This window comes from Variovorax sp. GW821-FHT09B01 (genome assembly GCF_059418345.1).
This window is the reverse complement of sequence record NZ_JBWKPQ010000010.1, coordinates 31,892-53,670: the sequence shown is the minus strand read 5'-3', so window position 1 is coordinate 53,670 and position 21,779 is coordinate 31,892. Positions and strand designations below refer to the sequence as shown.

The window sequence follows — 21,779 nt, the reverse complement described above, 5'->3', positions numbered from 1 at the left end:
TCATGCCCCCGATTGTCGCCTCCGACGGATTCAGGCGTAGGCGGGCCCGAGGCCCCGGCGCAAGCGAGCGCTCGCGAAGTCCACCAGCGTGACCAGCACGAACATCGCGAGCAGCACCGTCATCGCCTGCTGCTGCTGGAAGATCGAGAGGTGGAAGTACAGCAGCTGCCCGAGCCCGCCGCCGCCCACGAAGCCCAGCACCGCGGCCATGCGGATGTTCATCTCCCAGCGGTAGAGCGTGTAGGCCACCCACTGCGGCAGCACGATCGGCAGGCTGGCATAGCTGAAGGCCGCGACCGGGCCCGCGCCCGAGAGCGTCAGCGCGTGCTCGGGCTCGCGCGGCGCGTTCTCGAGCGCCTCGGCGAACAGGCGGCCCAGCACGCCCGTGGTGTGCAGCGCCAGCGCCAGCGCGCCCGCGAAGGGCCCGATGCCCGCGGCCAGCACCATCAGCGCGGCCCAGACCAGCTCGGGCACGCTGCGCAGCAGGTTGAGGACGAAGCGCGCCGTGTGGCGCGGCAGCCAGCCGGCGCGGCCGGAAGCGGGCAGCGCGAGCAGCGCGCCCGCCAGCGCCGCGAGCACGGTGCCGAGCGCCGACACCGCGAGCGTCTGCAGCGCGCCATGGACGACCTTGGCGAGGAAGCCGCCCGAGAGGTCGGGCGGGAAGAACTCGGCGATGAACTTGCCCATGAGCGCGAGCGACTCGGGCGAGCCCAGCGCGCGGTAGTCGATGCCGAGGTAGACGAAGCTCGCGACCACCGCCGCCGCGATCAGCAGCAGCGCGATCCGGCAGCGCAGGCAGGGCGGAGGACGCGGCGGCAGGTTCATGCCAGCAGCCTGCGCAGCGCGTTGCTCAGCACGTCCGCCAGCAGCACCAGCAGCAGGAACACCAGCAGGATGCTGCTGGCCTCGCCGCCGTTGAGCATCTTCATCGACTGGTCCATCAGCTGGCCCAGCCCGCCCGCGCCGACGAAGCCCATCACCACCGAGGCGCGCACCGCGCACTCCCAGCGGTACACGGTGTACGAGGCCAGCTCCTGCGCCGTGTGCGGCAGGAGGCCATAGCACAGCGCCGCGAGCCGCCCGCTGCCGGCCTCGAGCAGCGCGCGCGCGGGGCGGGTGTCGGTCGATTCGAGGATCTCGGCGTAGACCTTGCCGAGCATGCCGCCATAGGTGATGGCCAGCGCCAGCACGCCGGCCGCGGGGCCGAGGCCCAGCGCGCGCACGAACAGCAGCGCCCAGACGATCTCGGGGATCGCGCGCAGCACCATCAGCAGCCAGCGCGCCGCCTGCCGCACGAGGCCCGCGCGCACGCGGCCCGGCCCGGGGCCGATGCGCGAGATCGACAGCGCGCGCGTCGTCACGAAGGCCAGCGGCGCGCCGATCAACAGCGCGAGCGCGGTGCCGGCCGTGGCCATGGCCAGCGTCTCGAGCGTGGCCTTGGCGAGCAGCGCGAGAAAGGCGGGCGAGCCATCGGGCGGAAGAAAGCCCGCGAGAAAGCCGCCGATGACCGCGAGGTTGCCGCTGCCGAACAGCGCCCACGGCTTGAACTCGGCCAGCGTCAGCATCGGCCAGGCGACGACCAGCGCGGCGAGCCCGAAGCCGAGCCGGCGCCGCGCCTGCGGATCGCGGTGGACGGCGCTCGCGCTCAAGCGCAGCCCGGTCGCTGGAAGGCCGCCTCGGCTGCCTCGGCTGCCTCGGCTGCGGCGGGTTGCGGCGTGCGCTGCAAGGCCACGCCGCCCTCGCTGGCATAGAGCGCGTCGAGCAGCGCGGGCGTGAGCTCGGCGGTCGGCAGGTCGAACATCAGCTGCCCGTTGCGCATGCCGACCACGCGCGGAAACCAGCGCAGCGCCAGGTCCACCGCATGCAGCGAGGCGACCAGCGTCGCGCCCGTGCTTTCGCTCTGCGCGACCAGCTGGCCCACGGCGGCATCGGCCAGCGTGGGGTCGAGCGCCGAGACGGGCTCGTCGGCCAGCAGCAGCGCCGGCCGCTGGTAGAGCGCGCGCGCGATGCCCACGCGCTGCAGCTGCCCGCCCGAGAGCCGGTCGCAGCGCTCGAACAGGCGGTCCTCGAGCGACAGGCGCGCCAGCACCTCGTGCGCGCCGGCCATGTCGGAAGGATGGAACAGCGAGGCCAGCGCGCGCCAGCTCGACCACTGGCCCAGCCGGCCCGCGAGCACGGCCGTGACCACGCGCAGCCGCGGCGCGATCGGCGGTGCCTGGTGCACGGTGGCGATGCGCGCGCGCAATTGCTTCAGCGCACCGGCCGGCAACTGCCAGGGGCGCGCGTCGAGCGTTCGCACCTCGCCTTCGCCGGGTCGCAGCGCGGCCCCGAGCACGCGCAGCAGCGTGGTCTTGCCCGCGCCCGAGGGCCCGATGACCGCGAGGCGCTCGCCGTCGCGCGCCGCGAGCGTCACCCCGGCCAGCGCGCGCTGGCCGTTGGGGTGCACCACGCCCACGCCGTCGAGCGAGAAACCCATGCGCGCTGTCCCTCTGTCTTGCTTACTTGATCAGGCCGGCCGATTTGCCCGCCGTCTCGATGCCGTCGTAGTTCGACGACTTGGTCGGGATGAACTTGCTCGCGCGCTGCAGCGCCATGATCTCCTTGTGCGCCGGGTTGGCCGGATCGAGCTTGAGGAAGGCGTCGGTGAGCTTCTTCGTGAGCGCCGCATCGAGGCCCGGGCGCACGGTCCAGTTGTAGTCGTAGTAGGTCGGCGTGGTCGCGAGCACGCGCACCTTGAGCGCATTCGGGTTCTTGGCTTCCACCAGCTTGTCCCACACCGAGGCGTTGAGCACGCCGGCCTCGGCGCGCGAGGCGGCCACGAAGGCCACGGTGGCATCGTGCGCGCCCGAGAACGCGACCGTCTTGAAGTCCTTCTCGGGGTTGATGCCGGCCTGCAGCAGGAAGTAGCGCGGCATCAGGCTGCCCGAGGTGGAGGAGGGCGCGCCGAACGCGAAGGTCTTGCCCTTGAGGTCCGCGAGCGTCTTGGCGCTGCTGTCCAGCGGCACGATGAACTTGCTGGTGAAGACCTCGTCCTCGGCGCGCTGCACGATCGGCACGGCGCCGCCGTTGGTGCGGATGCGCGCCTGCACGAAGGTGAAGCCGCCGAGCCAGGCGAGGTCGATCTTGTTCGTCGCCAGGCCCTCGACCACGGCGGCATAGTCGGTCACGGGCGTGAACTGCACGTCCATGCCGGTTTCCTTCTTGAGGTAGTCGCCCAGCGGCGTGAACTTGCGCTGCAGTTCGGTCGGTGCCTCGTCGGGAATGGCCGAGACGCGCAGCACGCCCTGCGCGAAGGCGCCGACGGCGGCGAGGGACAGGGTGAGCGCGAGCGCGAGACGCAGGGGCTTTTTCATGGAAAGACCTTCGGTTCGGGTGGGGGAAAAGGGGTGTGCGGCGGGCAGGGAGCGGGGCGGCGCGGGCGCTTCGATAATGACGCCTGCTCCATCCTCGACGGACTTCGACATGACCGATCCTGCCTCGACTTCATTGCTGAATCCGCTCGCGCCGCTGCGGCTCACGAGTTTCTCTCATGGCGGCGGCTGCGGCTGCAAGATCGCGCCCGGCGTGCTCTCGCAGATCCTCAAGAACCATGGCGGCGGCCTGATCCCGCCCGAGCTCATGGTGGGCATCGAGACCGCCGACGACGCGGCCGTCTACCGCCTCAACGACGAGCAGGCGCTGATCGCCACCACCGACTTCTTCATGCCGATCGTGGACGACCCCTACGAGTTCGGCCGCATCGCTGCGACCAACGCCATCAGCGACGTCTACGCCATGGGCGGGCGGCCGATCATGGCGCTGGCCATCCTCGCGATGCCGATCAACCAGCTGCCGGTGGAGGTCATCGCCGAGATCGTGCGCGGCGGCCAGGACGTCTGCCGCGCCGCCGGCATCCCGATCGCGGGCGGCCACACCATCGATTCGGTCGAGCCGATCTACGGGCTCGTCGCCATGGGCCTGGTGCATCCGAAGCGCGTGCGGCGCAATGCCGACGCGAAGGCGGGCGACGTGCTGGTGCTGGGCAAGCCGCTGGGCGTGGGCGTGCTGTCGGCCGCGCTCAAGAAAGAGCAACTGTCGGAGGCCGGCTACCGCCAGCTGATCGAGAACACGACGAAGCTCAACACCCCCGGCATCGCGCTCTCGGCGCTCGAGGGCGTGCATGCGCTGACCGACGTCACCGGCTTCGGCCTCGCGGGCCATGCGCTCGAACTCGCGCGCAGCGCCAGGCTCTCGGCCGTCGTCGAATGGTCGAAGGTGCCGCTGCTCGACCGCGTCGAGGCCATGGCCGCCGAGGGCTTCGTCACCGGCGCCTCGGGCCGCAACTGGGCCGGCTACGGCGCCGAGGTCGAACTCGCCGCGGGCCTGCCGCCGACCGCGCAGGCGCTGCTCAGCGATCCGCAGACCTCGGGCGGCCTGCTCGTGAGCTGCGCGCCGGAGGCCGTCGATGCCGTGCTGAAGGTGTTCGGCGACGAGGGCTTCGACCGCGCCGCCGTCATCGGCCGCGTGGAAGCGAACGGCCCGTCGCTGCGTGTCGTTCCCTGAACCCCGGTCTTTCTCCCTCCCCCTCTGGGGGAGGGCCGGGGTGGGGGCACGCGCCCGTCGATGAAGCACGGTCGTCTCGCCAGCGCCGTCAGCCCCCATCCCAGCCTTCCCCCAGAGGGGGAAGGAGCAAGACAAGAAAGGCGGAAAGGGGAAGGAGTCGAACCTTCCCGGCGACGACTGGCGCCACCCACCGGGTTTGAAGCCCGGCCGCCCCACCAGGGACGATCCCCTCCCATGTGCACGGCCCTTCACGGCCGTGCCTCGAACAGCACCGTGTCGGGCCGCAGCAGGTGCGTGTCCTTCACGCGCCGCGTGAAGCCGACCCGGTCGAAGAACTCCAGCAGCTGGATCGCGCGCTTGCGGCCCAGCCCGGTGGCGTCCCGGAAACTCGCGGCCTGCAGGCCCTCGGGCCCCTGCAGGCAATCGCGCGCGATCGCCGCCAGGCGTTCGACCGTCGCCTGCGGATAGTACAAGTCCTTGACCACCTGGAAGGCCTCGCCGCGCCGCGCGAGGCTCGCGAGCGTCTGGCGCACCACGGCCTCGCTCGCGCCGCAGTCCTTGGCGAGGTCGCGCACCCAGGGCGGATCGAAGCCGCCATCGGCCAGTTTCGGCAGCAGCTTCTGCGCGAGCTTCTGCTCGGCTTCGCCGAGCCGCGCCGCATGGTCGGGGCGGTGCAGCCAGGTGCCGCTGCGCACCAGCGCGCCGCGCGCCACCAGCGACTCGACCGCATGCCGCCACAGCGCGTCGTCGGTGCGCGGGCCGGCCAGGCGCTTGAGGCGGCGCGCATCGGGGCCGACCTCGTCGGGCGCATCGCGGTGGAAGTCGTCGAGCCGCGCCACGATCCGGGCCTCGAGCGCGTCGAGCTGTTCGCGCGCGATGGCGGTGCCGGCGACGCGCTGCGCATCGCCGGTCAATGGCAGTGCGGCCTCGTCGGCCAGCGAGAGGGCGCGCGCCACCTGCGCGGTCTCCAGGCCCAGCGGCGCATGGCGCAGCAGGGCCGCAATGCGCTCGCCGCGCGCCGCGAGGCGCCAGGCCGCGAGCGTGTCCAGCCGCTCGGGCGTGCGCCGGTAGCGCACCGGCGCGAAGGGATCGAGCACGCGCGCGCCGGCCATGGTGCGCGTGGCCGAGGCATCGCGCAGCACGCCGCGGTCGCCGTGCCAGGCGGCGATCTTCTCGCGCAGCACCAGCTGCGCGAGCGCGGTCTCGCCGGGCTGCAGCAGCTCGCGGTCGAGCAGCGCGAGCGAGGCCATGGTGTCGCTCGCGCCCAGGTGGGCATGCACCGTGGTGCCCGAGCGCAGCGCCTTGGCCTCGCCGGGCCACAGGCTCAGTTCGATGTCGATGCGGTCGGTGGCCAGCGCGATCGAGGGCGCGCAGATCCACTCGCCGCGATGCACCTCGTCCTTGGCCACGCCCGCGAGCGCGAGCGCGCAGCGCTGGCCCGCCTGCGCGAGCTCGGCCTGCCGGTTCTGCGCATGGATGCCGCGCACCCGCACCACGCGGTCGCCGGGCGCGATGCGCAGTTCGTCGCCCACGCGCACCTCGCCGCTGAAGGCGGTGCCGGTCACCACCGTGCCGACGCCCGCGAGCGTGAAGGCGCGGTCGACCGCGAGGCGGAAGGCCAGGCCCGGCTCGCGCGCGCGCTCGTCGCGCGCCACGGCCACGAGCCGGGCGCGCAGCGCCTCGATGCCCTCGCCCGTGATGGCCGAGACCGCGAACACCGGCGCGCCCGCCAGCGGCGTCGGCGCCAGCAGCGCCTCGACCTCGGCGCCCACCTCGGCCAGCCGGGCCGCGCGCTGCGCGGGGTCGACGCGGTCGATCTTGGTGATCGCCACCGTGGCGCCGCGCACGCCGAGCAGCGCCACCACCGCAAGGTGCTCGCGCGTCTGCGGCATCACGCCGTCGTCGGCCGCCACCACCAGCAGCGCATGCTCGATGCCGGTGGCGCCCGCCAGCATGGTGTGCAGCAGGCGCTCGTGGCCCGGCACGTCGACGAAGCCCAGCGACACGCCATCGGGCGCGTGCAGGTAGGCATAGCCGAGCTCGATCGAGATGCCGCGGCGCTTCTCCTCGGGCAGCCGGTCGGTGTCGACGCCGGTCAGCGCGCGCACCAGCGAGGTCTTGCCGTGGTCGATGTGGCCTGCGGTTCCGATGATCATGGCGCGAGCATCACATGAAATTGCGCGTGTGCAGTTCGGACAGCCGCTCGGCCTCGGCGCGCTCGAAGCCCAGCCGCGCGAGGCGCGCGCGCCGGCCCGCCGCCATGTCGCGCTGCAGCTGCTGCACGGCCGCGTGGCCGCGCGCGATGGCCACCGGCGAGAGCGCGCCCGCGGCCAGCAGCACGAGTGCGTCGAAGACTTCCTCGTTGAGGCCCGCGGTGGCGGCCAGCGCGTCGTAGCGCAACTCGATCGCATTGCGCAGCCGGGCCTGGAACTCGGGCTGCACCGACAGCCGGTATTCGAGGTGCGCCATGCCGAAGGCCACGTGGCGCGCCTCGTCGCGCGCGGCGAGCCGCGCGATCTGCCGCGTCACCGGGTCGGGCGCATGCGCCTGCAGGAAGTTGAGCAGGTTGACGAAGCTGCCCTCGCCGAGCACGGCCAGCAGGAAGGTGGCGATCGAGAAGTCGGGCGCCTCGAACAGCGTGCGCAGCGAGGCCTGGCCGCCGGCCGTCGACAGCGCGGGCTCGTGGCCGCGCAGCGTGGCGCGCCGCGTGAAGACCTCGATGTGCCGCGCCTCGTCGGCGCATTGCAGCGCCAGCAGCTGCAGCACCTCGCGGAAATGCGGATGGATCTGGCCCAGGTGGCGCGCGGGCACCAGCAGCGCGGCGTTCTCGTTCTCGATCAGGTAGGTCATCACCTGCACCACCGCGGCCTCGATGGCCGGCGGCAGTTCGAACGGCGCCGCCCAGTCGATGGCGGTGGCCGGGTCCCACTGGGCGGCTGCGGCCTGCGCGTAGAGCTCGCCCGCGGTGGCAGCCCAGAGCTCGTGGCGCTGGTGCAGCGAGAAGAAGAAGTCGGGGCTGCCGGCCTCGACCGTGGCGCCGCGAGCGGCCAGACCCCAGCCCGGCAGGGCATCGGCCTCGGTGTCGCCGCGCGCATGGCCGGTGGGCTGCGCGCCGCGCCAGCGGCCCTCGGCATGCGGGCCGCGCGTGATGCGGGCGAGCGTCATGCCCGCGTCGTCCTGCTCGAAGCGCAGCGGATGGCCCTGGCCGCGGCACCAGGCCTCCAGGTGCAGGTCCCAGGCCGGCGCCGTGCCGCGCACGCGCAGCTCGCCGCCCACGGGCCGCTCGGCCAGCGCGCGGCGGATGAGCAGCAGGGCGCCCTGGTCGAGGCCCAGCGACTCAATATCGATAGCCGGTGGCGATGATGCGGCCATCGCCGTCGTAGAAACGCTCGTCGTCGACCGCGCGCTCGAGCAGCGCATAGCCGCTGGTGCGGCCCGCGCGCCATTCGCGCAGGCCCTCGAGCTCGAGCAGCGGACGCACCTGCGGGTCGTCCCAGCGCATCGCCATCAGCAGCGCCACGAAGCGCTCGATGAGCGCGGCGGGCGCATCGGGACTGGTGGTGAAGTTGCAGTGGTCGTAGGCGCCGGTGCGCGCCAGCACGCGTGTGCTGCCCGCTGGCAGGGTGCTGTCGAGGCCGAAGGCCAGCAGGTTGCCGTCGATCAGGCAGCAGGCGTCGATCTCGCCGGCGCGCAGCGCCACGGCCGCGTCGCGTTCGCCGCCGATGTGGTCGCCATGCTTGCCGCCGAGCACGTCGAACAGGCGGGGCTGGAAGTCGCGCGATTGCACCAGGCCCGCGCCGCGCAGGTGGTCGAGCGGAATCAGCGTGGCCTGCGGCGAATCGGCCGCGCCGAAGCCGATGGTCTTGCCGCGCAGCTGGTCGAGCGACTGCACCGGGCTGTCGGCGCGCACCACGATGGCCGAGCGCAGGTCGCAATCGGTGTCGCGCATGGCCACGGCGCGCACCTGCTGGCCGCGCGCACGTGCGATGCGATCGGCGCGCACCCAGGCCAGCGGCGAGTTCCAGGCCAGGTGGATGCTGCCGTCGAACTGCGCCTCGACCTGGCGCTCGTAGTTCGAATACAGCAGGTAGTCGAAGGCCAGGCCGTGCTGCGCGAAGAAGGCCTTGAAGCCTTCCCAGATGGTGACGACCTTGGGCGCGTAGGCCACGGCGCCCATGATCAGCGTCGGTTCGGACACGGGCAGCTCCTCAGAACAGCGGCAGGCCGGTGATGGCCTTGCCGATGAAGTCGTAGAGCACGTCGGAGGTCGGCGCCATCACGCTCGAGGCGCGCGCGTCGCGGAACAGCCGCTCGATGCCCGCCTCCTTGCGGAAGGCCGCGCCGCCGCACACGCGCATCGCGGTGTCGGTCACCGTCAGCGAGGACTCGGCCGCGGCGGCCTTGACCTCGAGCACGCGCAGCATGGTGTCGGCACGGCCCGCGCCGATGGCGGCGATGGTGTCGTCGAGCAGGGCCTGCGCCATGTCGGCCTGGATGCGGGCGCGCGCAAGGTAGGCGCGGATGGTGGGCAGGTCGGCCAGCGAGCTGTCGAGGTGCACGTGCTTCGTCTGGCTCACGTGGCCGATGGCGCGCGCCAGGGCGCCGTTCATCAGGCCCACCGAGCAGGCGGCGCTGAGCACCGAGAACCAGGGCAGCACCACGCCCATCATGGTGTCGAAGCCCTTGCCGTCCTCGCCGAGGCGATCGCTCGCGGCGACGCGCACGCCCTTCGCCGCGATCGGCGTGGAGGCGTTGCCGCGCAGGCCCAGGCCGTCGAAGCGTCCGGGCTGGCTCAGCCCCTCGGCCTTGGCGCCGACCAGCCACAGCGTGCTCGCGCCTTCGGCCGCGAGCGGCTTGCTCGACCACACATAGCTGTCGGCCTCGAAGGCCGAGGTGACCCAGCTCTTGCGCGCATCGAGCAGCACGCCGTCGCCGTCGGCGCGCGCGGTGCCGGTGGGGGCCCAGAAGTGGCTACGCGAGTCGGCCTCGGAGAAGGCCAGCGTGCTCAGGTGGCGGCCTTCGGCAACCGCTTTGCGCACGGCCTCGGGGCCCTGCTGCTCGAGCACCGCGGTGGCGCAGTAGTGCATGCAGACCACCATCGCGGTGGAGGGGCAGGTCTGCGCGAGCTGCGCGACCACCTGCGCGGCTTCCTTGAGGCCGAGGCCCTGGCCGCCCACCGCGGTGGCCGAGACCAGGCCGAGCAGGCCGGCCTTGCCGAGCGCCTCGATCGCTTCGCGCGGGAACCGTGCCTCGGCATCGGTGCGGGGGGCCAGCGGCTGGAGGACTTCCTTGTCGATATCGGCGAGCGCGTCGAGCGGGTTCATCGCATTCTCCTGAGGTCGGGGTTGAGGTAAATCACTGGAGCCGCTCGCGCAGCAAAGCGAGCTGGGCCGAGAAGGGGGCGCTGTCTTCCAGGCAGCGCAGGTCGAGCAGCAGCCGGTCCTCGGCGATGCGGCCGATCACCGGCAGGGGCAGGCCGCGCAGCGCGGTGGCGAGCGCATCGAGCGCGGTGCCGAGGCCTTTCTTCGCGGTGCCGGCCGGCGCCAGCGCGAGGCCGGCCGAGGGCAGGCGCTCGATGGGCAGCGAGCCCGAACCGATCTGCCCGAGCAGCGGCACCACCTCGACCGTGAAGCGCGGCGCCACGGCCTCGCGCACGGCGGGCAGCAGCGCCTGCGCCAGCTCGCGGATCGCATCGGCCGGGCGCGTGAGCAGGCGCAGCGTCGGCAGGTCCCTGGCGAGGCGCTCGGGCCGCAGGTAGAGCGACAGCGTGGCCTCGAGCGCGGCCAGCGGCAGCTTGCTCATGCGCAGCGCGCGCTTCATCGGGAACTTGCGGATGCGGCCCACGGCCTCCTTGCTGCCGACGATGAGGCCGGCCTGCGGGCCGCCCAACAGCTTGTCGCCCGAGAAGGTGACCACGTCGCAGCCGGCCGCGAGCATCTCCTGCGGCAGCGGCTCGCGCGGCAGGCCGTAGTGCGCGAGGTCGATCAGCGAGCCGCTGCCGAGGTCGGTGGCCAGCGGCACGCCGCGCGCATGCGCGATGCCGGCCAGCGTGGCCTCGTCGACCGCGGCGGTGAAGCCCTGCACCGCGTAGTTGCTGGTATGGACCTTCATCACGAGCGCGGTGCGCGCGTTGATGGCGCGCTCGTAGTCCTGCGGATGGGTGCGGTTGGTGGTGCCGACCTCGATCATCTGCGCGCCCGCGCTGGCCATCACGTCGGGCATGCGGAAGGCGCCGCCGATCTCGACCAGCTCGCCGCGCGAGACGATCACCTCGCGCTCGCGCGCCAGCGCCGCGATGGTCAGCAGCACCGCGGCCGCGTTGTTGTTGACCACGGTCGCGGCCTCGGCGCCGGTGATGGTGCGCAGCAGGTCTTCCACCAGCGAGTCGCGGTCGCCGCGGCTGCCGGTGGCGAGGTCGTACTCGAGGTTGTTGGGCGAGGTCATGACCTCGAGCAGCCGCTGCAGCGCGGCATCGGCCAGCAGCGCGCGGCCGAGGTTGGTGTGGATGACGGTGCCGGTGAGGTTGAGCACGCTGCGCATGCGCGGCGCGAGGCGTTGCGCGATGCGCTGCGCGAGCGTGGTGTCGAGCGCGCCGGCCTGCACCTCGGCGGCGGGCAGCTGGCCGGCCAGGGCACGCGCGCGCAAGGCATCGAGCAGTGCGCGGGCCTCGCCGGCCACCAGCGTGTGGCCATGCTCGGCCACGAGGGCCTGCGCGGCGGGTGCGCGCAGCAGTCGATCGACAGAAGGCAGATCCTGGGGCCTTGCCGTCGAGCCGTGGACCACGGACTCTTCGGGCGCCGCCATCAGCCGCCTCCGCCGTCGTCGGGGATTTCGGGGTCGCCGAACAGCAGCATCAGGTTGTGGCCGCTGCGTTGGTGGCCGTTCTCCGACACCAGCAGGTCGAGCGTGACGCTCGCGAGGTCGTCGGCCACCGGTTCGACCTCGGGGTCCTTCTCCATCGCGATCTGCTTGAGGTAGTGGCCGCAGGTGTCGCAGCACTCGGCCTTGACCGCGCCCTCGCGCGCGCCGGTGGCCGGCAGCGCGACACCGGGCTCGGGCGTCAGCGATTCGAAGTGGATGCCCTTGGTGCTCTCGCAATGCGTGCACTTGATGCGCACGTAGTGCCACTCGGTGCCGCACAGCGCGCAGTGCAGGTAACGGAAGCCCGCCTCGTCGGCGCCGATGCGCGTGATGCTCGCGGTGGGCGCGCTGCCGCAGCAGGGGCAGAGGTTGCCGGGGTCGGTGCGGCCGAAGATGTTCTCGCCATGCCGTTGCGCCACCTGCAGCACCAGCTGTGTCCAGTAGACCTGCAGGCCGGCCGCGATCAGCGGCGCGGCCGCGAGGTCGAGGCCGAACATGATGCGGCGCGACAGCCGGTCGGCCTGCTGTTCGAGCCAGTCGTCGTCGGCGGCCGTCACGCGGTCGAGCGTGTCGCGCGCCGGGCCGTCGGACAGCCGCGCGCGGAACAGGCCGAGCAGGCGGCGCAGCTCGGCGCGCCAGACCGGATCGCGCGGCCAGCCGAAGGCCGGCAGCGGCGGCTTGAGCGCGCGCGACGCGGCCTCGAGCGCCTCGGCCTCGGGCAGCGCGACCGGCGCGTGGTCCTGCAGCACCTGGTGCTGGGCCTGCGCGAGGTCGGCGATGAAGATCAGGTACTCGCGCATCGGGTGCGAGGCCGCGAGCTGGCGCAGCCGCAGCTGCCGGTCGGAGAAGGCGGCGGCGCGCACCGGCAGCCGCAGGAAGGGCATCTGCCGCCCCGCCTGCATGGCGATCTGCTCGGGCTCGAGGACGCGCGTGGTGCGGATCGGTGGGCTGCTGCTCATCCGGACGACTCTACAGCGAATCGCCCGGATCGCAATGCAGGGTGGATGCTCATTCGCCGCGCGTCATCTTGCGATGCCACAGCGGATGGTTGAGCTTGGCCCAGCCTTCGGTGACGGTGCCGCGCGTCATCGCGCGCAGGGTGCCCTTGACCCAGATCGCGGCATAGATGTGCGTGATCACCGAGAGGATCAGCACCACGGCCGAGGCCGCATGCACCACCACCGCGATGCGCCGCACGAGGATCGGGAAGAAGTGGACGAACCACGGGCTCCAGAACATGAAGCCAGTGACCAGCAGCAAGAGCAGGCTGATGCCGAAGGCCCAGAACACCAGCTTCTGGCCCGCGTTGTACTTGCCCACCGGCGGCATGCTCGACTTGTCGCCCTTGAGCATCTTCGGCGCGTTGGCGATCCACTCGCGGTCGCCGCGGTCGAGCATGTTCTCGCGCCACATGGTGAAGAACAGGAACGCGAAGCCCAGCACCATCAGCACGCCGAGGAAGGGATGCAGGATGCGCGTCCACGGCCCGCCGCCGAACAGGTTGGTGAGGAAGAACAGCGCCGGATGGAAGAAGGCCAGCCCCGAGAGCGCGGCCGCGAAGAACATGATCGCGACGAACCAGTGGTTCATGCGCGTGGCATCGCGGTAGCGGCGAAGGTAGTAGCGGGTCATCGCGTCTCTCCTCGGGTCTCTACTCGGGCCGATGCCGGCGGTTCCTCGATCACCACCACCTCGTCGGGCTTGCCGTCGAGGTCGGCGTCCGGATGGTCTTCCTTGGGCTCGATCGGGCCGGTCTTCATGTAGTGGAAGAAGCTGCCGACCACGGCGCCGATCATCGCCACCATGGCGAGCGGCTTGGCCACGCCCTTCCACAGCGAGACCAGCGGGCTGATCTGCGGATCCTTCGGCAGGCCGGCATAGAGGCCGGGCCGGTCGGCATGCTGCAGCACGTACATGACGTGCGTGCCGCCGACGCCGGCCGGGTCGTAGACGCCGGCATTCGAGAAGCCGCGCTCCTTGAGGTCGACGATGCGTTCCGAGGCGTACTCGTGCATGTCCTCCTTGGTGCCGAAGTGCAGCGCGCCCGTGGGGCAGGCCTTCACGCAGGCCGGTTCGAGGCCCACGCCCACGCGGTCGGAGCACAGCGAGCACTTGTAGGCCTTGTTGTCGGCCTTGCTGATGCGCGGCACGTCGAAGGGGCAGCCGGTGACGCAGTTGCCGCAGCCCACGCAATGCTCGCTGATGAAGTCGACGATGCCGTTGGCGTACTTGACGATCGCGCCCGGCGAGGGGCACGACTTCAGGCAGCCGGGGTCGTCGCAGTGCATGCAGCCGTCCTTGCGGATCAGCCACTCGAGCTTGCCGGCCTCGGGCTCGACCTCGGAGAACTTCATCACCGTCCATGACGAGGGCGTGAGGTCGACCGGGTTGTCGTAGGTGCCGTGCGTGGTGCCGACCTCGTCGCGCAGGTCGTTCCACTGCATGCACGCGACCTGGCAGGCCTTGCAGCCGATGCAGGTCGACACGTCGATCAGCTTCGCGACCTGCTGGACCTGCGGGCGGTTGCGGACCTCGGGCGACGGGGTCGTCGTCGCCGAGCGGGCCAGGATGTCTAGGGTTTGAAGAGAGGACATCGGTCAGGCCTTCTCGATGTTCACGGTGAAGGACTTGTATTCCGGGGTCTGCGTGTTCGCATCGCCCACGAAGGGGGTCAGCGTGTTCACGAGATACCCGGGCTTCGCGATGCCGACGAAGCCCCAGTGGTTCGGCAGCCCCACGGTGTGGACCGTGCGGCCGTCGACCTGCAGCCCGACGATGCGTTTGGTGACGACGGCCACGGCCTTGATGAAGCCGCGCTTGCTCGACACCTTGACCATGTCGCCATGGCCGATGCCCTTCTCCTTCGCGAGCTCCTCGCCGATCTCGACGAACTGCTGCGGCTGGATGATGGCCGAGGTGCGCACGTTCTTGGTCCAGTAGTGGAAGTGCTCGGTGAGCCGGTAGCTGGTGGCCACGTACGGGAAGTCCTTCGGCACGCCGAGCCGTTCGAGGTCGCCCTTGAAGATGCGCGCGGCCGGGTTGGCGCGCGCCTTCTCGTTGTTCGGGTGCATCAGGTTGTTGACCAGCGGCGACTCGAAGGGCTCGTAGTGCTCGGGCAGCGGACCCTCGGCCATGCCGGTGGGCGCGAACAGCCGCGCCACGCCCTCGGCCGTCATGATGAAGGGCCGCACCGCGTCGGCCTCCATCGGGTTGGCGTCGGGGCGGATGTCGGGCACGTCGGCGCCGGCCCACTGCTTGCCGTTCCATGCGACCAGCGGCCGCTTCGCGATCCAGGGCTTGCCGGTGGCCGGGTCGGTGGAGGCGCCGTTGTAGAGGATGCGCCGGTTCGCGGGCCAGGCCCAGGCCCAGTTCTGCACCATGCCGATGCCGAACGGGTCGGCGTTGTCGCGCCGCGCCATCTGGTTGCCGGCCTGGGTCCAGGCGCCCGCGTAGATCCAGCAGCCGCTGGCGGTGCTGCCGTCGTCGCGCAGCAGGCCGAAGCCCGCGAGCTGCTCGCCGGCCTTGGCCGTCGGCGGCTTGGTCGGGTCCTTCGGGTCGAGCAGGTCGGTCAGCGCGCGGCCGTTGTATTCCATCGCCAGTTCCTGCGCGGACGGCGAGTGCGCAATCTTGTAGGGCCAGGTCAGCTTGACGATCGGATCGGGGAAGGCGCCGCCGTCCTTGATGTAGGCCTGGCGCATGCGGTTGAAGATGCCGGCCACGATCTCGATGTCGCCCTTGGCCTCGCCCGGCGGCTCCGCGCCCTTCCAGTGCCACTGCAGCCAGCGGCTGGAGTTGGTGAGCGAGCCGTCCTCTTCCGCGAAGCAGGTGGAGGGCAGGCGGAACACCGTGGTCTGGATGTCGGTGGTCTTGACGTCGTGGAACTCGCCGAAGTTGCGCCAGAACTCGCTGGTCTCGGTCTGCAGCGGATCGATGGTGACCAGGAACTTGAGCTTGGAGAGCCCGTCGACGATCTTCTTCTTGTCGGGGAACGAGCCCACCGGGTTGAAGCCCTGGCAGATGTAGCCGTTGAGCTTGCCCTGGTTCATGAGCTCGAAGGCCTGCAGCACGTCGTAGAGCTTGTCGATCTTCGGCAGGTAGTGGAAGGCCCACTCGTTGTCGGCCGTGGCCGCGTCGCCCCACCACGATTTCTGCATGCTGACGAAGAACTTGGGGTAGTTCTGCCAGAAGCTCATCTGGTTGGGCCGCAGCGCCTTGAGCGCGCGGGTCTTGTAGTAGTCGGGCAGGTTCTGCTCGCTGTCACGCGCGAGCGACATGTAGCCCGGCAGCGAGTTCGACAGCAGCCCCAGGTCGGTCAGGCCCTGGATGTTGCTGTGGCCGCGCAGCGCGTTCATGCCGCCGCCCGGCACGCCGATGTTGCCCAGCAGCAGCTGCACGATGGCGCCGGTGCGGATCATCTGCGAGCCCTGGCTGTGCTGCGTCCAGCCCAGCGCGTACATGATGGTCATGGTGCGCGTGGGCACGCTGGTGCTCGCGATGTACTCGCAGACCTTGAGGAACTTGTCCTGCGGCGTGCCCGTGATGCGGCTCACCAGCTCGGGCGTGTAGCGCGAGTAGTGCCGCTTCATCACCTGCAGCACGCAGTTCGGGTCCTGCATGCTCATGTCGACCTTGGCCATGCCGGCCTCGTCGAGCGCGTAGCCCCACGACTTGGGGTCGTAGTTGCGCTTCTCGGCGTTGTAGCCGCTGAACAGGCCGTCCTCGAACTTGTAGTCGGGGCCGACGATGAAGGGCGCGTTGGTGTAGTTGCGGACGTACTCGGTCTGGATCTTGTCGTTGCTCAGCAGGTAGTTGATGACCCCGGCGAGGAAGGCGATGTCGGACCCCGCGCGCACCGGCGCGTAGTAGTCGGCCATCGCGGCCGAGCGCGTGAAGCGCGGATCGACCACCACCAGGCGGGCCTTGTTCTGTTTCTTGGCTTCGATGACCCACTTGAAGCCGCACGGATGCGCCTCCGCGGCATTGCCGCCCATGATCAGCACGACGTCCGCGTTCTGGATGTCCTGCCAATGGTTGGTCATCGCGCCTCTGCCGAACGTCGGGGCCAGACTGGCCACCGTCGGTCCGTGTCAGACGCGTGCCTGGTTGTCGAACACCAGCATTCCGGTCGAGCGGAATGCCTTGTGCGTGATGTAGCCGGTTTCGTTGGACGAGGCCGAGGCACAGAGCATGCCGGAGCTGGTCCATCGGTTGACGGTCTTGCCGTCGGCGTTGGTGGTCTGGAAGTTGGCGTCGCGGTCGGCCTTGAGCAGCTTGGCGATGCGATCGAGCGCCTCGTTCCAGCCGATGCGCTTCCACTCGGTGCTGCCGGGCTCGCGCACCTCGGGGTACTTCAGCCGCATCGGGCTGTGCACGAAGTCGAGCAGGCCCGCGCCCTTGGGGCACAGCGTGCCGCGGTTCACGGGGTGGTCGGCATCGCCCTCGATGTGGAGGATGTCGGACACCACGTTCTTCGCCTTGTCGCCCAGGCTGTACATGATGAGCCCGCAGCCCACCGAGCAGTAGGGGCAGGTGTTGCGGGTCTCGGTGGTGCGCGCGAGCTTGAAGTTGCGGGCCTCGGCCAGCGCGGCGGTCGGCGAGAAGCCGAGCGCCACGATGCTGGAGCCGACCAGCCCCGCGCTGCTCACGCGGAAGAATTGCCGGCGGTTCATGTCCATGACGGAACCTCCGGCGACGCTGAAGTGAGTTGTCGTTTCATCGTGGTCTTCTTCTGTGGGATAGGGAGCGAAAGCGGATCTTCTTTTCTTATTTGGGTGCGGCGCCGTCACCGCCCGTCGGAGGTGGAGTACCGCCCCCCGATGAGCCGCCGCCCTGGCCGCTCATGCCGCCGATGGCCGCGCCGCCTTCGGACGGGCCCTTGTGGGCGGAGGAGGCATCGACCGCATCGCCCGACGCGGCGGGCGTGACGCCCGTGGGGCTGGCACCGGAGGCTGCGGCGCCGGGTGCGGCGCTCGCACTGGGCTTGGGATCGCAGGCGGCGAGCAGCACGCCCAGCGCGAGGCACAGGGCGAGAGTGGGCAGACGCTGACATCGTGTCATCGAGACTCCTTGGGGGAAGGGGGTCCGGCGATGGATTCTTCTTGTTCCGGCCGGCCCGGACCTGGCGCCATTGCCGGTCCGTGGAGGCTGGATGTTTGTTGCATCATGCTTCAGCAACTGTCCGCGATCAAGGCCGCGGCGGGTAGGAGAGGGCCGCAATAACCCTCGGATGCGCGGCCCGCCGGGTCGCTGGGCTATCGTCGCGCCCATGAACGCTTCCCTCCGCCTGGGTTGGCGCACGCTCTGGCGCGACCTGCGCGCCGGCGAGCTGCGCCTGTTGATCGTCGCCGTGCTGCTGGCCGTGGCCGCGCTCACGGCCGTCGGCTTCTTCGCCGACCGGTTGCAGGGCGGCCTGAAGCGCGATGCGCGCCAGCTGCTGGGCGGCGACGCGGTGATCGTCAGCGACAACCCGACGCCCGAGGCCTTCGTGGCGCAGGCGCGATCGCTGGGGCTGCAGTCCGCGGGCACCTACGGATTTCCGACCATGGCGCGGGCCGACGACGCGCAGGGCGGCGCGAGCAAGCTGGTGGCGCTGAAGGCGGTGGCCGAGGGCTATCCGCTGCGCGGCAACGTGCAGACGGCCACGGCCCTCGGCGCGCCGGGCGCGGTCACGCGCGACGTGCCGGCGCCGGGCGAGGTCTGGGTCGATGCCTCGCTGCTCGACTCGCTGGCGCTCAAGGTCGGCGACACGCTGCTTTTGGGCGACACCGGCCTGCGCGTCGGTCGCGTCATCACGCTCGAGCCCGATCGCGGCGCGGGCTTCATGAGCTTCTCGCCGCGCGTGATGCTCAACCAGGCCGACGTGCCGCGTACCGGCCTCGTGCAGCCGGCCAGCCGCGTGGGCTACCGGCTCGCGGTGGCGGGGCCCGATGCGGCGGTGAAGCGCTTCGTCGACTGGTCCGAGGCGCAGATCAAGAAGGGCGAGCTGCGCGGCGTGCGGCTCGACTCCTTCGAGAGCGGCCGGCCCGAGATGCGCCAGACGCTGGACCGCGCCGAGAAATTCCTGAGCCTGGTGGCGCTGCTGGCGGCACTGCTGTCGGCCGTGGCGGTGGCGCTGGCCGCGCGCGGCTTCGCGGCCAACCACCTCGACGACTGCGCGATGCTGCGCGTGCTGGGCCAGAGCCAGCGCACCATCGCCTGGGCCTATGCCTTCGAGTTCGCGGTGGTCGGGCTGGTGGCCAGCGCGCTCGGCGTGGCGATCGGCTTCGGCGTGCACTACGTGTTCGTGCTGCTGCTCGCGGGCCTGGTCGAGACCGCGCTGCCCTCGGCCACGCTGTGGCCCGCGGCCTTCGGCCTCGGCATGGGCCTCACGCTGCTGTTCGCCTTCGGGCTGCCGCCGGTGCTGCAGCTGGCGCGTGTGCCGCCGCTGCGCGTGATCCGGCGCGACGTGGGCGGGCTCAAGCCGGCTTCGCTCGCGGTGCTGGGCATCGGCGTGGCGGGCTTCGCGGCGCTGCTGATGGCGGCCAGCAGCGACATCAAGCTGGGCCTGATCGCGGTCGGCGGCTTCGCGGGCGCGGTGGCGGTGTTCGCGCTGCTGAGCTGGCTCGCAGTCAAGCTGCTGCGGCGCAGCGTCAACGAGACCACCGCGCCGCGCTGGCTGGTGCTGGCCACGCGGCAGATCTCGGCGCGGCCGGCCTATGCGGTGGTGCAGGTCAGCGCGCTCGCGGTCGGCCTGCTGGCGCTGGTGCTGCTGGTGCTGCTGCGCACCGACCTGGTGGCGAGCTGGCGCAAGGCCACGCCGCCCGATGCGCCGAACCGCTTCGTCATCAACGTGATGCCCGACCAGAGCGAGGCCTTCCAGAAGGCGCTGCGCGGCGGCGGCGTCGACAAGTTCGACTGGTACCCGATGATCCGCGGCCGCCTGATCGCGATCAACGACAAGCCCGTGACGCCCGACGACTACAGCGAGGACCGCGCCAAGCGGCTGGTGGACCGCGAGTTCAACCTCAGCAACAGCGCCGAGGCGCCCGCGCACAACAGCATCGTGGCCGGCCGCTGGACGCCCGGCGCGCAGGGCGAGGCGAGCGTGGAGGAAGGCCTGGCCGAGACGCTGGGCCTGAAGCTCGGCGACCGCCTGCGCTTCGACATCGGCGGCATGCAGAACGATGCGCGCATCACCTCGCTGCGCAAGGTCGACTGGGGCTCGCTGCACGCCAACTTCTTCGTGATGTACACGGTGCCCTCGCTGCCCGACGTGCCCACCACCTACATGGGCGCCTTCCGCGCGCCCGAGACCAAGGGCTTCGACAACGCGCTGGTGCGCGCCTTCCCGAACGTGACCAACGTCGACATGAGCGCCACCATCAACCAGGTGCAGACGGTGCTCGACCAGGTGATCCGCGCGGTCGAGTTCCTGTTCGGCTTCACGCTCGCGGCCGGGCTGGTGGTGCTGTTCGCGGCCGTCACCGCCACGCGCGAGGAGCGCGCGCGCGAATTCGCCGTGATGCGCGCGGTGGGCGCGCGCGCCAGCCTGCTGCGCCAGGTGCAGCGCGCCGAACTCGCGGGCGTGGGATTGCTCGCGGGCTTCCTCGCGAGCATCGTGGCCTCGGTGATCGGCTGGGGCCTGGCGCGCTTCGTGTTCGAGTTCACCTGGACCGCCTCGCCGCTCGTGCCCGTGGCCGGCGCGCTGGCCGGTGCGGTGCTCGCGCTGGGCGCGGGCTGGTGGGGGCTGCGCGAGGTGCTGCGCCGGCCCGTGGTCGAGACGCTGCGGCGCGCGGCCGAATGAGCTGAGTCGCCAGCAAGGCATCGCGCCGATTTTTTTCGCGCGCCGATCGGAAAGGGGCCGGGAGTGCACTACATTCCCCGGCCCTGCTTTTTTGTGAATCGACTTTCCCGCATGCGCCTGGCGTCCTTCCAGATCACCCACTTTCGCTCGATCAACGACAGCGGTCCCATCGAACTCTCCCGGATCACCACGATCCTCGGCCGCAACGACACCGGCAAATCCAACCTGCTGCGCGCGCTGCACAGCCTGAACCCGGCCGAGGGGCCGGTGAGCGCGCTGAGCCCGATCAAGAACTTTCCGCGCCACCGCCGCCTGAGCGAGTGCACGGCCGACACGCCCGTGGTCCACACGCGCTGGCGCCTCGAGCCGCAGGAGCAGGCCGAGCTGGTGCGCATGCTGCCGCGCGCCTCGGGCGTGAGCCACGTGACCGCGGGCCGCGGCTATGGGCCGGCGCGCTGGGCCGGCCTCGAGGGCCTGGGCGACCTGTCGATCGACGTCGGCGATGCCAAGGGCAAGATCCGCAAGATCGTGCCGGCCGTGAAGGCCGCGGCCGAGAAGCTGGCCGACGAACTGCGCGCGCCGCTCGAGCAGGCGGCCGATGCCTTCGACGGCGCGATGATCCTCAACCCCGACCTGCTCAAGTGGTCCGAGGGTGCGCAGCTGGCGCTGGCAGCACTGCGCCAGGCATTGGCCGCGGCCGGTGCCGAGCTGGCCGACAAGCCCGCGCAGATGGTGACGGAGCTCGAGGAGCTGTCGCTGTCGATCGTCAGCGACGGGCCCGCGCTCGCGCGCGCCAAGGCGTGGATCCTCGAGCGGTTGCCGCGCTTCGTGTTCGTCGACGAATACCCCGCGCTGCAGGGCCGCCAGAACATCGCCGACTACCTCTCGAGCGAGGCGCGCGACCATCTCTCGAGCGCGCAGCGCAGCTTCGGCACCCTGTGCCGTGCCGCCGGCCTCGATCCGCGCGAGCTGCATGCGCTGCACGAACGCGGCGACCAGGCCACGCGCAACCAGCTCGTGAACCGCGCGGGGGCGGCGATGACCGCCGAGATCCGCCGGCTGTGGAAGGACCGGCCGCTCAAGGTGCGCTTCAACCTCGACGGCGACGAGTTCGACACGCTGGTGTCGGACCCGGGCGGTGCCTACGAGGTCGAGGTCGGGCTCGACGAGCGCAGCCGCGGCTTCCAGTGGTTCTTCGCGTTCCACGTGGCCTTCTTCGCGGGCCTGCGCGGCGAGGCCGGCGAGCAGGGCGACGGCGGCATCGTGCTGCTGCTCGACGAGCCCGGCCTGCACCTGCATCCGCGCTCGCAGGCCGACCTGCTCGCGCACTTCGAGCAGGACTTCGCGCAGCAGATTGTCTACACCACGCACTCGCCCTTCATGGTGCCGGCCGGCGAGAAGGCCTCGGTGCGGATCGCGCAGCTCGAGGGCGGCGCGGGCACCACGCTGAGCAGCCGCGAGCTGGCGGCGATCGGCGGCAATGCGCGGATCGGCGCGCTGTTCGATCTGGCGCAGGAGCCGCCGGCCGCTGCGGCCTCAGCGGCAGCAGTGACGGTGACGGCCGAGCCGGCGGTGGCCGCCGCGGCCGCCTGAG

Annotated in this window: 17 protein-coding genes and 1 tRNA gene; 3 read left to right on the top strand and 15 right to left on the bottom strand. The window is 71.3% G+C overall.

The window, feature by feature from the left end:
- Nucleotides 1–30: 30 nt before the first annotated feature.
- The 4 genes from phnE to AC07RV_RS25285 are packed head-to-tail and all read right to left on the bottom strand — an operon-like array spanning nucleotide 31 to nucleotide 3,353.
- Nucleotides 31–825 carry a phosphonate ABC transporter, permease protein PhnE gene (gene phnE / locus AC07RV_RS25300; protein ID WP_296778836.1) on the bottom strand — a complete coding sequence of 265 codons (795 nt, stop codon included), beginning with the start codon at nucleotides 823–825 and terminating at the stop codon, nucleotides 31–33.
- Nucleotides 822–1,655 (bottom strand): PhnE/PtxC family ABC transporter permease, encoded by an 834-nt coding sequence (locus AC07RV_RS25295; protein WP_444813582.1) that lies wholly within the window; start codon nucleotides 1,653–1,655, stop codon nucleotides 822–824. The genes phnE and AC07RV_RS25295 overlap by 4 nt, the downstream gene beginning before the upstream one ends.
- Nucleotides 1,646–2,476 (bottom strand): phosphonate ABC transporter ATP-binding protein, encoded by an 831-nt coding sequence (locus AC07RV_RS25290; RefSeq protein ID WP_296778832.1) that lies wholly within the window; start codon nucleotides 2,474–2,476, stop codon nucleotides 1,646–1,648. Before AC07RV_RS25290 ends, AC07RV_RS25295 begins: the two co-directional genes overlap by 10 nt.
- A gap of 22 nt (nucleotides 2,477–2,498) precedes the next feature.
- Nucleotides 2,499–3,353, bottom strand: a complete 855-nt coding sequence (locus tag AC07RV_RS25285; protein ID WP_296778828.1) for a putative selenate ABC transporter substrate-binding protein — start codon at nucleotides 3,351–3,353, stop codon at nucleotides 2,499–2,501.
- A gap of 109 nt (nucleotides 3,354–3,462) precedes the next feature.
- Between AC07RV_RS25285 and selD the strand changes: the two genes are divergently transcribed.
- Entirely contained in the window at nucleotides 3,463–4,542 is a 1,080-nt protein-coding gene (selD, locus tag AC07RV_RS25280; protein WP_296778825.1) for a selenide, water dikinase SelD, read from the top strand.
- Between the two features lie 141 nt (nucleotides 4,543–4,683).
- Here selD and AC07RV_RS25275 read toward each other — a convergent pair.
- The 11 genes from AC07RV_RS25275 to AC07RV_RS25225 form a co-directional block, all read right to left on the bottom strand.
- Nucleotides 4,684–4,776: transfer RNA gene (locus AC07RV_RS25275), tRNA-Sec, on the bottom strand.
- A 14-nt stretch (nucleotides 4,777–4,790) separates the two neighbouring features.
- The gene (gene selB / locus AC07RV_RS25270; RefSeq protein ID WP_296778821.1) at nucleotides 4,791–6,698 is read right to left on the bottom strand and encodes a selenocysteine-specific translation elongation factor; all 1,908 of its coding nucleotides are present in this window, start codon (nucleotides 6,696–6,698) and stop codon (nucleotides 4,791–4,793) included.
- A 10-nt stretch (nucleotides 6,699–6,708) separates the two neighbouring features.
- Nucleotides 6,709–7,914: a ferritin-like domain-containing protein gene (locus AC07RV_RS25265; protein WP_296778819.1), complete on the bottom strand. Its 1,206-nt coding sequence runs from the start codon at nucleotides 7,912–7,914 to the stop codon at nucleotides 6,709–6,711.
- A complete protein-coding gene (locus AC07RV_RS25260; RefSeq protein ID WP_296778817.1) occupies nucleotides 7,880–8,740 on the bottom strand; it encodes a phosphate/phosphite/phosphonate ABC transporter substrate-binding protein in 861 nt (286 codons plus the stop codon). Before AC07RV_RS25260 ends, AC07RV_RS25265 begins: the two co-directional genes overlap by 35 nt.
- 10 nt (nucleotides 8,741–8,750) lie before the next feature.
- Complete coding sequence (locus tag AC07RV_RS25255; RefSeq protein ID WP_296778815.1) at nucleotides 8,751–9,866, bottom strand: acyl-CoA dehydrogenase family protein; 1,116 nt, start codon at nucleotides 9,864–9,866, stop codon at nucleotides 8,751–8,753.
- A 31-nt stretch (nucleotides 9,867–9,897) separates the two neighbouring features.
- On the bottom strand, nucleotides 9,898–11,346 hold the full coding sequence (gene selA, locus AC07RV_RS25250) for an L-seryl-tRNA(Sec) selenium transferase (protein WP_296778812.1): 1,449 nt from the start codon (nucleotides 11,344–11,346) through the stop codon (nucleotides 9,898–9,900).
- Nucleotides 11,346–12,362, bottom strand: coding sequence for a formate dehydrogenase accessory protein FdhE (gene fdhE / locus AC07RV_RS25245; protein ID WP_296778810.1), 1,017 nt, complete (start codon nucleotides 12,360–12,362; stop codon nucleotides 11,346–11,348). The genes selA and fdhE overlap by 1 nt, the downstream gene beginning before the upstream one ends.
- 49 nt (nucleotides 12,363–12,411) lie before the next feature.
- The gene (locus tag AC07RV_RS25240; protein WP_093340870.1) at nucleotides 12,412–13,035 is read right to left on the bottom strand and encodes a formate dehydrogenase subunit gamma; all 624 of its coding nucleotides are present in this window, start codon (nucleotides 13,033–13,035) and stop codon (nucleotides 12,412–12,414) included.
- Nucleotides 13,032–13,997, bottom strand: a complete 966-nt coding sequence (gene fdxH, locus AC07RV_RS25235) for a formate dehydrogenase subunit beta (protein ID WP_296778803.1) — start codon at nucleotides 13,995–13,997, stop codon at nucleotides 13,032–13,034. Before fdxH ends, AC07RV_RS25240 begins: the two co-directional genes overlap by 4 nt.
- Before the next feature lie 3 nt (nucleotides 13,998–14,000).
- A complete protein-coding gene (gene fdnG / locus AC07RV_RS25230) occupies nucleotides 14,001–17,078 on the bottom strand; it encodes a formate dehydrogenase-N subunit alpha (RefSeq protein WP_296778801.1) in 3,078 nt (1,025 codons plus the stop codon).
- A gap of 88 nt (nucleotides 17,079–17,166) precedes the next feature.
- Complete coding sequence (locus AC07RV_RS25225) at nucleotides 17,167–17,460, bottom strand: hypothetical protein (RefSeq protein ID WP_444852799.1); 294 nt, start codon at nucleotides 17,458–17,460, stop codon at nucleotides 17,167–17,169.
- Nucleotides 17,461–17,668: 208 nt separating this feature from the next.
- On the opposite strand from AC07RV_RS25225, the gene AC07RV_RS25220 reads away from it, so the two are divergent.
- Both AC07RV_RS25220 and AC07RV_RS25215 read left to right on the top strand, forming a co-directional pair.
- Nucleotides 17,669–20,185, top strand: coding sequence for an ABC transporter permease (locus AC07RV_RS25220; protein WP_296778798.1), 2,517 nt, complete (start codon nucleotides 17,669–17,671; stop codon nucleotides 20,183–20,185).
- Between the two features lie 111 nt (nucleotides 20,186–20,296).
- Nucleotides 20,297–21,778, top strand: a complete 1,482-nt coding sequence (locus AC07RV_RS25215; protein ID WP_296778797.1) for an AAA family ATPase — start codon at nucleotides 20,297–20,299, stop codon at nucleotides 21,776–21,778.
- The last annotated feature ends 1 nt before the right edge of the window (nucleotide 21,779 follow it).